The sequence below is a fragment of the Burkholderia cepacia genome (assembly GCF_001718835.1).
Taxonomy (GTDB): Bacteria; Pseudomonadota; Gammaproteobacteria; order Burkholderiales; family Burkholderiaceae; genus Burkholderia; species Burkholderia cepacia_F.
Genome location: NZ_CP013442.1, coordinates 658,973 through 671,177 on the forward strand (window position 1 = coordinate 658,973; position 12,205 = coordinate 671,177).

Annotated in this window: 9 protein-coding genes and 1 rRNA gene; 1 reads left to right on the forward strand and 9 read right to left on the reverse strand. The window is 67.3% G+C overall.

Annotated elements, in window-relative coordinates; translation table 11 throughout:
* Position 1: 1 nt before the first annotated feature.
* The 8 genes from WT26_RS02535 to WT26_RS02570 all read right to left on the reverse strand — a co-directional run bounded on the left by WT26_RS02535 (position 2) and on the right by WT26_RS02570 (position 10,904).
* A complete protein-coding gene (locus WT26_RS02535) occupies positions 2–1,255 on the reverse strand; it encodes a NupC/NupG family nucleoside CNT transporter (protein WP_069272103.1) in 1,254 nt (417 codons plus the stop codon).
* Positions 1,256–1,358: 103 nt separating this feature from the next.
* Positions 1,359–2,405 carry a purine-nucleoside phosphorylase gene (locus WT26_RS02540; protein ID WP_069272104.1) on the reverse strand — a complete coding sequence of 349 codons (1,047 nt, stop codon included), beginning with the start codon at positions 2,403–2,405 and terminating at the stop codon, positions 1,359–1,361.
* 41 nt (positions 2,406–2,446) lie between these two features.
* The gene (locus WT26_RS02545) at positions 2,447–3,436 is read right to left on the reverse strand and encodes a nucleoside-specific channel-forming protein Tsx (RefSeq protein ID WP_069272105.1); all 990 of its coding nucleotides are present in this window, start codon (positions 3,434–3,436) and stop codon (positions 2,447–2,449) included.
* 237 nt (positions 3,437–3,673) lie between these two features.
* Positions 3,674–5,131 (reverse strand): dihydropyrimidinase, encoded by a 1,458-nt coding sequence (gene hydA / locus WT26_RS02550; RefSeq protein WP_069272106.1) that lies wholly within the window; start codon positions 5,129–5,131, stop codon positions 3,674–3,676.
* A gap of 38 nt (positions 5,132–5,169) precedes the next feature.
* Positions 5,170–6,678 carry an NCS1 family nucleobase:cation symporter-1 gene (locus tag WT26_RS02555; RefSeq protein WP_069272107.1) on the reverse strand — a complete coding sequence of 503 codons (1,509 nt, stop codon included), beginning with the start codon at positions 6,676–6,678 and terminating at the stop codon, positions 5,170–5,172.
* Positions 6,679–6,784: 106 nt separating this feature from the next.
* Positions 6,785–8,092, reverse strand: a complete 1,308-nt coding sequence (gene preA, locus WT26_RS02560) for an NAD-dependent dihydropyrimidine dehydrogenase subunit PreA (protein ID WP_069272108.1) — start codon at positions 8,090–8,092, stop codon at positions 6,785–6,787.
* A 68-nt stretch (positions 8,093–8,160) separates the two neighbouring features.
* Positions 8,161–9,498, reverse strand: a complete 1,338-nt coding sequence (locus WT26_RS02565; protein WP_069272109.1) for an NAD(P)-dependent oxidoreductase — start codon at positions 9,496–9,498, stop codon at positions 8,161–8,163.
* Between the two features lie 125 nt (positions 9,499–9,623).
* Positions 9,624–10,904, reverse strand: coding sequence for a Zn-dependent hydrolase (locus WT26_RS02570; RefSeq protein ID WP_069272110.1), 1,281 nt, complete (start codon positions 10,902–10,904; stop codon positions 9,624–9,626).
* 354 nt (positions 10,905–11,258) lie between these two features.
* Here WT26_RS02570 and WT26_RS02575 point away from each other — a divergent pair, with 354 nt between their 5' ends.
* Positions 11,259–11,951 carry a TetR/AcrR family transcriptional regulator gene (locus WT26_RS02575; RefSeq protein WP_069272111.1) on the forward strand — a complete coding sequence of 231 codons (693 nt, stop codon included), beginning with the start codon at positions 11,259–11,261 and terminating at the stop codon, positions 11,949–11,951.
* A gap of 70 nt (positions 11,952–12,021) precedes the next feature.
* Here WT26_RS02575 and rrf read toward each other — a convergent pair.
* A 5S ribosomal RNA gene (rrf, locus tag WT26_RS02580) occupies positions 12,022–12,134 on the reverse strand.
* Between the last annotated feature and the right edge of the window lie 71 nt (positions 12,135–12,205).

Genomic DNA, 12,205 nt, shown 5'->3' on the forward strand with positions numbered 1-12,205 from the left:
CTCAATGCAGGGAAAAGAACAGGCCCGCAATCGCCGCGCTCATCAGGTTCGACAGCGTCGCGGCCGTCAGTGCGCGCAGGCCGTGCCGCGCGACTTCCGAGCGGCGCTCGGGCGCAACCGCGCTGAAGCCGCCTGCAAGGATCGCGATCGACGAGAAGTTCGCGAAGCCGCACAGCGCGAACGACACGATCGCGAGCGTCTTCGGGTCGAGCACCTGCGCGCCGTTCTTCAGGTACGGCGACAGGTCGCCATACGCGACGAACTCGTTGAAGATCAGCTTCTCGCCGATGAAGTTGCCGGCCAGTGCCGCGTCGTGCCACGGCACGCCGATGATCCACGCGAGCGGCGCGAACACGCGGCCGAGCAGGCCCGGCAGCGTGACGTGCGGAAAGCCCGCGAACGCCGCCGCGCCGCTGACGATGAGGTTCATCAGCGCGATGAGCCCGACGAACGCGATCAGCATCGCGCCGACGTTGATCGCGATCCGCAGCCCGACCGACGCGCCCGACGCCGCCGCCTCGATCACGTTGGCCGCGCGCTTGTCGTCGAAGTCGAGCCCGTCCACCACGACGCGGCTCGGCTCGACCGTCGGAAACAGCAGCTTGCCGAACAGCAGGCCGCCGGGCACCGCCATGAACGACGCGGCAAGCAGGTATTCCATCTTCACGCCGAGGCCCGCATAGCCGACCAGCACCGAGCCCGCGACCGACGCCATCCCGCTGGCCATCACCGTGAAGATCTCGGCGCTCGTCATGTTCCGCACGAACGGCTTCACGAGCGCGGGCATCTCGCTCTGCCCGAGAAAGATCGTCGCGACGGCCGAGCACGCCTCGATGCGGCTCACGCCGAGCACTTTCGCCAGTGCGGCGCCGAGGATCGCGACGATCCACTTCATCACGCCGATGTAGTACAGCACCGCGATCAGCGCGGTCACGAAGATGATCATCGGCAGCACGCGCAGGCCGAACACGAATCCGCCGTCGCCGAACAGCTGGAACATCTTGCTGTCGACGAGCCCGCCGAACACGAACGCGATGCCGTGATTGCCCATGTCGAGCACGCGATTGACGCCGTTCGCGGCCGCCGCCAGCGCCGCGCGGCCGGACGGCACGAACAGCACCAGCGCGCCGATCGCCAGCTGCGTGCACAGCGCGGCGATCATGGTCCGGCCGCTCACCGCGCGCCGGTTGTTCGACAGCAGATAGGCCACCAGCAGCAGGAACAGCATACCCAGGAGACTGCGCAGAATATCCACGTGGTGCCCCCTCTCTCGTTGTTGGAACGCGCTCGCCCGGAGCGAGCGCGTCAATTGCCCGCGCCGCATCCGGCGCGAGCCGGTGTCACGCGCATGGCCGCCGTCACTCGGCCGGCACGCCGTCTTTCCAGTGAGCCCAGTCCTTCACGATCTCGTTCACGAGCGGCGAACCGGCCAGGTACAGATTGTCGAGGGCCGGCACGAACCCGCCCTGGCTCTGGTAATCGAGCAGATTGTCGACGTCCGAGCCGCCCGGCGGCGGCCGGTCGAAGTCCGAACCCGAGCGCAGCACGGCCACGCGCCGCGTATCGGCAAGCCCTGCCGCGGCCGCCCGCTTGATCACTTCGAACGTCGCATTGTCTTCCTGCTGCGTCGTGCAGTACACCCCCTTGCCGTCGGTCAGCAAACGCGTCCATTCGCTCGCACGCTCGCCGAGCTTCGTGCCCGAGAACCACGTGTCGCCCGCGAGCGTATCGCACTGGATCACCGTCGGCGGCCGGTTCGCCGGCGCGTCCGGATACTTCGCGCGATACGCGGCCGCTTCCTTGCTGTCGTGCAGCGTCACGTCACGCGACAGCGCGACGGCCTTGCGGAGCAGCGCCTCGTTCAACCGGAACACCTCGGTGCGGTAGTCGAGCGGCGGCTTCTCGTCTCCGCGCTTCGTGTTGATGCCGAGGTAACCCGACTTCCAGCCGGCCGGGATCTCGCGCGCATCCAGCTCCCACTGGATCCCGAAGTCGACCAGGTAGCGCGCCCATGCAGCCGAGCCGAGCGTACCCTGCGCCGGATCGATGCCGGCGATCCCGGTCACGACGAAATAGGTCTTGCGCAGGTCGAACCGGCGCGAATAGACCAGTGCCGCCATCGACGCAGCCGCGTTCGCGTGGCCCATGCCGGTCGTCAGCACGCAGACGTCGTCGCGCGTGCAACTGACGTCCGGGTAATCGGGCGACAGGCCCGGCACCGCGATCCTGTGCACCGGCCCGATCCGGTCGAGCCATGCCTTGCCCTCCGGCCCGAACATCGTGACGATCATCACCTTGACCGCGCGCGGCCGCCGCGCGCCGTCGCCCGCCGCATGCGCAGCGGTCGCGAACGTGCCTGCCAGCGCCAGCACGGCAAGCAGTTGAAGCATTCTCTTCTTGATCATGGAAATCCTCGCGTGAACGTTTCTTGTGATGGCGTCGTGCATCAGAACTGATAACCGACGCTCGCGTAATAGCCCCAGCCGGTCGAGCGGTTCTGGAACGGCCCGTCGCCGAAATTCAGCTCGGTGCCGCCCCACTGGCCGCCGTTGTGGAAATAGCGGGCCGCGGTCCAGAAACGCCAGTGCTTGAACGAATAGATCAGCACGTTGGTCGAGACGAACGCCGTGTCGGTACGCGTATTGCCGCCCGTCTCCTCGCGCAGCTTCGACCCGAAGTCGTAGTTGAAGAACCCGACGTAGGTCAGATTGCCGCCGTGGAACGTACCGATCGGGTAGATGTATTTCATCTGCGCGCGGTAGCCGTCCCACGTGTTCTGGTTGGCCGCGCCGTAGTTCTCCCATTGCCGGCGCGCATACAGGTTCGCGGACAGCATCAGCTTCGTATGCGTGTCGATGTCGGTGCCGACACCCGCATACAGCGTGTTCTGCCGCCCGGCCGTGTTGTGCCCCTGGTCGTAGATCCAGTCGAACGCGACGTACCATTCCTTGAACGGCCCGAACCCGAGATGCCGGCCCAGCAGATCGTCGATCGACACGCGCGGCTCCTGCTCGCTGAACAGCGGCGAGCCCTTGTTCGTATAGCCGGAGTCGTAGCCGTTGCCGACGCCGAACGCGCGCGGCAGGTCGACGTAGCCGTACAGGTCGAACGGCCCCTTGCGGCCGAAGTATTCGTATTCGAGGTACACGTCGTTGGTCGTGTGCGGCCCGAAGCGGATGTCCTTCGACCCGATCACGCCGAGGCTCTGGTGAAACCACGTCGACAGATACGGCGAGGGCGCGGGCGGCGGCGGCGGGTTCGGCACGACCGCGCCGCTCTCGGCGAGCAGCGGTCCGGCCGGCGGCGACTCGGCCCGCGCCGGCGTCGCGGCCAGCATGCCGGCCGCGAGGGTCAGCAGCGCGAGGCCGATGCGTGCCGCCGGGTATTTCGAATGCCTTTCACCTCTTGACTCGTTATTCAGTTCTTCTATGCACATGCGCCTGATCCTGCGTCCGTATTGTTGTTGTCGAAGGCCCGACGCGCCTGTCGTCGAGCATGGCTCGCCCGGCGTTCCAATTGCCCCACATTCGAGCGCGCCGCCTGCTTCAGGTGCGCGCGTGCATCGATGTTGACCAATCAGTCAGCTTCAGGCGAGTCCTGCGGATGAAACCGGAAGGATCAAGCACAACCTGTGCCATATATTGACCGTTCGGACAGGTTGCGGCGCGCGGGCTCAGCCGTCTCGCTCGACGGGATGCGGCTCCCTGAGCCGGTTCGCGCTCCGCGCGGCCTCGTAGTAGCCGGCCGCCGGCGGGCGCTTCAGGTAGCGGCCAGCGCCGCGCACCGCGCGCAATTCGCCGTCGGCCCACGCGAGTGCGCCGCGCGTGAGCGTGTGCGTCGCGACGCCCTGCACCGTCATCCCCTCGAACACGTTGAAGTCGACCTGCTGGTGATGGGTCTTCACCGAGATCGTCTTCGTCGCGGCCGGGTCCCACACGACGAGGTCGGCATCGGCGCCCACCTGCACGGCACCCTTGCGCGGATACAGGTTGAAGATCTGCGCGGCGTTCGTCGACGTGATCCGCACGAATTCGTTCGGCGTGATGCGGCCGTGATTCACGCCGTGATGCCACAGCACCGACATGCGATCCTCGACCCCGCCGCAGCCGTTCGGGATCCGCGTGAAATCGTCGCGGCCCATCGCCTTCTGCGACGCGCAGAATACGCAGTGGTCGGTCGCCGTCGTATGCAGCTGCCCCGCCTGCAGCCCGCGCCACAGCGCCTCGCGATGCTCGGCCGAGCGGAACGGCGGGCTCATCACGTGCGCGGCCGCACGCGTCCAGTCCGGGTCGCGATAGACGGACTCGTCGATCACCAGGTGGCCCGGCAGCACTTCGCCGAACACACGCAGCCCTTCGCTGCGCGCGCGCGTGATCGCGTCGACCGCATCCTTCGCGGAAACGTGCACGATATACACGGGCACGCCGAGCACCTGCGCGATGCGGATCGCGCGGTTCGCGGCCTCGCCCTCGACCTCCGGCGGCCGCGACAGCGGATGCGCCTCCGGCCCCGTCATCCCGCGCGCGAGCAGCGCCTTCTGCAGCTGGAACACGAGCTCGCCGTTCTCCGCGTGCACGGTCGGCAGCGCGCCGAGTTCGAGCGAACGAGAGAAACTGTTCACGAGCACCTCGTCGTCGGCCATGATCGCGTTCTTGTAGGCCATGAAGTGCTTGAAGCTCGACACGCCGTGCTCGCGCACGAGCGTCCCCATGTCGCGATGCACGCTCTCGTCCCACCACGTCACGGCCACGTGGAAGCCGTAGTCGGCCGCCGCCTTCTCGGCCCAGCCGCGCCATTCGCGGAACGCGTCCATCAGCGGCTGCTTCGGGCTCGGGATCACGAAGTCGATGATGCTCGTCGTGCCGCCCGCGAGCCCGGCGGCCGTGCCCGTGTAGAAGTCGTCGCTCGCGGTCGTGCCCATGAACGGCAGTTCCATGTGCGTATGCGGATCGATGCCGCCCGGCATCACGTACTGATCGTGCGCGTCGACGACGCTCGCGCCGGCCGGCGCGTCGATCTGCTCGGCGATCTGCAGGATCGTGCCGCCGTCTTCAGGGTCCGCGCACAGAACGTCGGCGCGATAGGAGCGGTCAGCATCGACCACGGTGCCGCCGCGAATCAGGATTGCCATTGGGTTGCCTCCTCGTTGACTGACAATGTCCGTGCCGTTCAGGCGCTCGCCACCTGCGCGCTTTGCCCGGCGCGCCACTTCATCCAGGTGCCGTACACGCCCGACGCCAGCACGAGACCGACGAACCACGCGTACGTGTAAAGCGTGTTGAAGAACGCCGGCACGTTCGGGAACGACGCCGGAAACGCCGTGTGCAGGAAGCCGGGCAGGTTCGGCAGCACGCCGACCGCGAGCGCGGCCAGCGCGGCCGGGTTCCAGCCGTGCGCGTAGCTGAAGCCGCCGCGCTTGTCGAACAGCGCGCGCGCGTCGAGCCGCGTGCCGCGAATCAGGAAGTAGTCGACCATCATGATCCCGGCCACGGGCCCGAGCAGCGCCGAATAGCCGACGAGCCAGGTGAAGATGTAGCCGTCCGTCGTCGCCAGGATCTTCCACGGCATCATCACGATCGCGATGGTCGCGGTGATCATCCCGCCGGTGCGGTACGAGATCGCCTTCGGCCACAGGCTCGAGAAATCGTAGGCCGGGCCGACGAGATTCGCCGCGAGGTTGCAGCACATCGTGTCGAGCGTGAGGATCACGAGCGCGATGCCCACGCCGATGCCCGTCATCCGGCTCGTCAGGTCGATCGGATCCCAGATCGCGTTGCCGTAGATCACGACGGTCGCGGACGTCACGACGACCGACACCACCGACAGCAGCGCCATCGGCAACGGCAGCCCGATCGACTGGCCGATCACCTGGTCGCGCTGCGAATGTGCGAAGCGCGTGAAATCGGGAATGTTCAAGGCGAGCGTCGCCCAGAAGCCGACCATCGCGGTCAGGCCGGGCCAGAAGGTCGCCCAGAACAGCCCGGCCTTCTTGCCGCCCGCCGCGAACTGCGACGGCGCCGACAGCATCGTGCCGAAGCCGCCCGCCTTCGACGTCGCCCACCACACGAGCGCCACACACATCACGACCTTGATCGGCGCGGACCAGCTCTCGAGCCAGCGGATCGAATCGGTGCCGTGCCAGATGAAGTAGAGCTGCAGCGCCCAGAACACGAGGAAGCACGCGAGCTGCCCGAAGCCGATGCCGACGACCGGCAGCGCGGCGCCGTGCAGCACGTTGCCGGTCAGGATGTTCAGCAGCGTATAGATCGCACTGCCGCCGAGCCAGGTCTGGATCCCGTACCAGCCGCATGCGACGATCGCGCGCAACAGCGCCGGCAGCTTCGCGCCCTGCGTGCCGAACGACGCGCGCACGAGCACCGCGTACGGAATCCCGTGCTTCGCGCCCGCATGACCGATCAGCAGCATCGGCACGAGCACGATCAGGTTGCCGAGCAATACCGTCGTCACGGCCTGCCACGGCGACATGCCTTCCTGGATCAGCCCCGCCGCAAGCATGTACGACGCAATGTTCATCACCATCCCGACCCAGAGCGCCGCGAAGTGATACCACTTCCACGTGCGCTGCGCCGGCGTCGTCGGCGCGAGGTCGTCGTTGTACAGGCTGCCGCCCTGCGCCGCGGCGCCATCGGGATCGGCGGGATTCGCTGTCAGCTTCATCAAGAACGCTCCACGGAATCATCCACGCCCGCGCCGCGTGGCGCGCGACGCCGGACCGGAAGGATCGGAAACGGCGCCCGAACCGGTACCGGGCGCCGGACGCCGGTCAGGCAGCCTTCGCGTGTTTCGCGGGCTGAGCCGCGCTCGCGCGTGCGTCGACGCGCGCCGGATTGTTCGGATGCGTGGTCCAGTTCGCGTAGTCGCCCGAATCGACACGCTCCATCGTGATGCACTGCTCGACCGGACACACATGCATGCAAAGATTGCACCCGACGCATTCCGAGTCCACCACTTCGAAGTGACGCACGCCGTCCTTCGTCGCCGTGATCGCCTGGTGCGACGTGTCCTCGCACGCGATATGGCACAGCCCGCACTGGATGCAGCGGTCCTGGTCGATGCGCGCCTTGATGTCGTACTTCAGGTTCAGGTATTTCCAGTCGGTCACGTTCGGCACCGCACGGCCACGGATATCGTCGAGCGTCGCGTAGCCCTTCTCGTCCATCCAGTTCGACAGCCCGTCGGCGAGGTCCGACACGATCCGGAATCCGTAATGCATCGCCGCGGTGCACACCTGCACGCTGCCGGCACCGAGCACCATGAACTCGGCCGCATCGCGCCACGACGAGATGCCGCCGATGCCGGAGATCGGCAGGTTCGGCGTTTCCGGGTCGCGCGCGATCTCCGCGACCATGTTCAATGCGATCGGCTTGACCGCGGGGCCGCAATAACCGCCGTGCGTACCCTTGCCGTCCACCGTCGGCATCGGCGCCATGTGGTCGAGATCGACGGCGACGATCGAGTTGATCGTATTGATCAGCGACACGCCGTCCGCGCCGCCCTTGTATGCCGCGCGCGACCCCATCCGGATGTCGCTGATGTTCGGCGTGAGCTTCACGAGGCACGGCAGCTTCGTGCCTTCCTTCACCCAGCGCGTGACCATCTCCACGTATTCGGGCACCTGCCCGACCGCCGCGCCCATCCCGCGCTCGCTCATCCCGTGCGGACAGCCGAAGTTCAGCTCGACCGCGTCGGCGCCCGTATCCTCGACGAGCGGCAAAATCCATTTCCAGTCCCGCTCGTTGCACGGCACCATCAGCGACACGATCAGCGCGCGATCCGGCCAGTCGCGCTTCACCTGCGCGATCTCTCTCAGGTTCACGTCGAGCGGACGGTCGGTGATCAGCTCGATGTTGTTCAGCCCCGCGATGCGCTGGCCGTTCCACTGCACGGCACCGTAGCGCGAACTGACGTTGACGACGTGCGGATCGAGCCCGAGCGTCTTCCACACGACACCGCCCCAGCCCGCCTCGAACGCCCGGTTCACGTTGTAGGCCTTGTCGGTCGGCGGGGCGGACGCCAGCCAGAAGGGATTCGGCGAAGTGATGCCCGCGATGGTGCAGCGAAGGTCGGCCATGTTCGGCTCCGTGAGAGTGGGGTCGTTGTCGTGATCGATCAGGTGGGCGGCGTGTGCGTGCTGCCGGCTCAGGCCGCCTGCGCGTCGCGCCGCACGAGGGCGGCGTCGATCGACGCGGCCGCTCGCTTGCCGTCCTGCACGGCCTGCACCGTGAGGTCGACGCCGCCCGTCGCCGCGCAGTCGCCGCCGGCCCACACGTCGGGCCATGCGGTGCGCCCGTCCGCGTCCACCGCGATCCGGCTGCCGTCGAGCGTCAGCAATTCGCGCTCGATGCCGACCGGCACCAGCGTCTGGCCGATCGCCTTCAGCACCATGTCCGCCTCGACGGTGAAACGCTCGCCCGATGCCGCCTCGAACTCGACGCCCGTCACCTGCCCGTCGACGCCGCACAGGCACATCGGCTTCGCGTGCGTGACGAGCGTGACGCCGCACTTCTGCGCAAATTCGCGCTCGGCCCACGTCGCGCTCATCGCGTCCACGCCACGCCGGTACACCATCGTCACGCGATCGGCGCCGAGCTTGCGGCTTTGCACCGCCGCATCGATGGCCGTATTGCCGCCGCCGATCACGACCACGCGCCGCCCGACCGGCACGCTCTCCAGCGCGTCGGCCTGCCGTACCTGCTCGATGAAGTCGACTGCGTTCATCACGCCGCCGAGTTGCTCGCCTTCGATCGCGAGCGCCCGCACGCCGCCGAGGCCCATCGCGAGGAACACCGCGTCGTGCTGCTCGCGCAGCGCGTCGAGCGTGACGTCGCGTCCGAGTGCGACGCCCGTTTCCAGCGCGATGCCGCCCACCGACAGCAGCCACTCGACTTCGCGCTGCGCGAAATCGTCGACGGTCTTGTACGCGGCGATCCCGTATTCGTTGAGGCCGCCTGCTTTCGGGCGCGCGTCGAACAGCGTGACGCGATGCCCGGCGAGCGCGAGCCGGTGCGCACACGCGAGCCCGGCCGGGCCCGCACCGACCACCGCGACGTGGCGGCCGGTGTCGGGCGCGCGACGGAACGCGACGGCGCCCGATGCCATCGCCCAGTCGGTCGCATGCCGCTGCAGCGCGCCGATCGCAACGGGCTGCGCATCCTGGTGGTTGCGCACGCATGCGCCTTCGCACAGGATTTCGGTCGGGCACACGCGTGCGCACATCCCGCCGAGCGGGTTCGCCGACAGGATGTCGGTCGCGGCGCCCCTCAGGTTGCCGTTGCCGATCTTGCGGATAAAGCTCGGGATGTCGATCTGCGTCGGGCAGGCCTGCACGCACGGCGCGTCGTAGCAGTAGTGGCAGCGGCTGGCGGCGGCCGCCGCGGCGGTCGGATCGAGCAGCGGCGCGATATCGGCGAATTCGCACGAGAGTTGCGTGGACGACAGGCGATGCGCGGCGATATCGCCGGTTGGCTTGGTGGTCATGCGCGTTCCTTCGTCAAGGTGAGGACATAGCCGTGCCTGCCGGCTGCGCGAATGCGGAACCGGGACGGCGGTTTTATGGGCGATGCGGTCAGTCGATAGCGGGAATGCCTGCTAGGGCTGCGTCGTCATGAAGCCGGCTCGCATGCGCGCGACAGCATTGCATGCAGCAGCACGTTCGCGCCGGCCTCGATCCACGCGGGCGTCGCGTCCTCGATCTCGTTGTGGCTGATCCCGTCGACACACGGCACGAACACCATCGACGTCGGCGCGACCTGGGCGAGATAGCACGCATCGTGCCCCGCGCCCGACACGATGTCTCGATGCGAGTAGCCGAAGCGGTCGGCCGCGGCGCGCACGGCCGTAACACAATCGGCGTCGAACGCGACCGGCTTGTAATAGAAGATCTGCTCGAGCTGGGTCTCGAGCCCGATGTCGGCCGCGATGCGCGCCACGCCGTCGCGCAATGCCGCATCCATCTTCGCGAGCACCGTGTCGTCCGGATGACGGAAATCGACGGTGAAGAACACGCGGCCGGGAATCACGTTGCGCGAGTTCGGGTAGACCTGCATCATGCCGACCGTCGCGCAGCCGAACGGCGCGTGATCGAGGCCGATCCGGTTGACCAGATCGACCACGCGCGACGCACCGAGCAGCGCATCGCGCCGGCGCGGCATCGGGGTCGGCCCCGCATGCGCTTCCTGGCCGGTGAACGTGATCTCGTACCAGCGCTGCCCCTGCGCGTCGGTCACGACGCCGATCGTCTTGCACTCCGCTTCGAGTATCGGCCCCTGCTCGATGTGCAGTTCGAACGCCGCGTGCAGCTTGCGCCCGCCGCACGGCACGTCGCCCGCGTAACCGATGCGCGCCAGTTCCTCGCCGATCGTCTTGCCGTCCACGTCCTTGCGCGACAGCCCGTATTCGAGCGGGAACACGCCCGCGAATACGCCGGATGCGACCATCGCGGGCGCGAAGCGCGAGCCTTCCTCGTTGGTCCAGATCACGACCTCGACCGGATGCTCGGTCTCGATGCCGTGATCGTTGAGACTGCGAATCACTTCGAGGCCGCCGAGCACGCCGTAGATGCCGTCGAAGCGGCCGCCCGTCGGCTGCGAATCCGCGTGCGAGCCGGTAACGACCGGCGCCGCATCGGCCGCGCGACCCGCGCGGCGCATGAACACGTTGCCCATCGTATCGACCGTCACCGTGCAGCCGGCGGCCTTCGCCCAGCCGACGATCAGGTCGCGGCCGGCCTTGTCGAGATCGGTCAGCGCGAGGCGGCACACGCCGCCCTTCGGCGTCGCGCCGATCTTCGCGACCTCCATCAGGCTGTCCCACAACCGCTTGCCGTCGACCTTGATCGACGTGTCGAAAGCTGCCCGCTTCACTGTTTCCGATACCGCGTTCATTCGCGTCGCTCCTCTGATCAGTCATGCTGTCGGTTCAGTCGCTGCCGGTGCATGCGCGGCCTGTTCCGGGGCATGGCCGCACGCACAAGGTGCACGTTTCCGGTTCATTGCCGGCGAGTGACCGGGCGATTCGCCGGGGCCCTCCGCCGCTCGTCGAATCCTGTCCGATTGGACAGGTTTTAGGCGAATCCCATTGGCAAATCAATGTCTTTCTTGCGTGAAGACTTGTAGCGAGAAGCGTGCCACTGCGTTGCAACATCGCATGGTGTGCAACGCAATCCGGGTGCGTGCCAGCCCGTGGACGAGCGGCTAGAATGAAGCCCAACGCGGCATGCCCGCCGCGCGAGGGCAACGATGAAACTTGACGAAGCCGTAACCGAAGCGATGGAAAGCGAAGCAACGGCCACGCCTTTGCGGCGACGCAAGGCGCACATCCGCGAGTCCAACGAAGCGCATCTGCTCGCCTGTGCGGAGGCCGTGTTCGCGGAGCGTGGGCTCGACGGCGCGAGCACCGCGATGATCGCGGAGCGCGCGGGCCTGCCGAAAGCCAACCTGCATTACTACTTCCCGACGAAGCTCGCGCTCTACCGCCGCGTGCTCGACGACCTGTTCGAGGACTGGCATCGCGCGGCCGGCACGTTCGAGGCCGACGACGATCCGGTGGCTGCGATCGGCGGCTACGTGCGCGCGAAGATGGCACTGTCGCGGCGGCGCCCGCTCGGCTCGAAGGTCTGGGCCAACGAGATCATCCAGGGCGCCGAGCACATGCAGGACATCCTGGCGGGGCGCGTGAAGCCGTGGTTCGACACGCGCGTGAAGGTGATCGACGGCTGGATCGCGCGCGGCCTGCTCGCGCCGATCGACGCGCACACGCTGATGTACCTGATCTGGGCAACCACGCAGCACTACGCGGATTTCGATGCGCAGATCCGCGCGCTGAGCGGCAAGCGAGCGTTCACGCAGAAGGCGTTCGACGAGCGGACCGAGCAGGTCGTGCAGCTCGTGATTCGCGCATGCGGCGCGGTATCGCCGAATGTGAATCGATAGGCGGCGATCTTTCCGTCGCCGGAAACGCAAAAACCCCCGCCTTTTGGGCGGGGGTTTCTGGCTTGGGGGAGCCTGACGATTACCTACTTTCACACGGGAATCCGCACTATCATCGGCGTAGAGTCGTTTCACGGTCCTGTTCGGGATGGGAAGGGGTGGGACCGACTCGCTATGGTCATCAGGCAAAGAGGGGTGTTCTGCTGGCTGGGCCAACAGAACCAATCCGGGAAGAAGCAGTAATTTAGGTTGTGAGC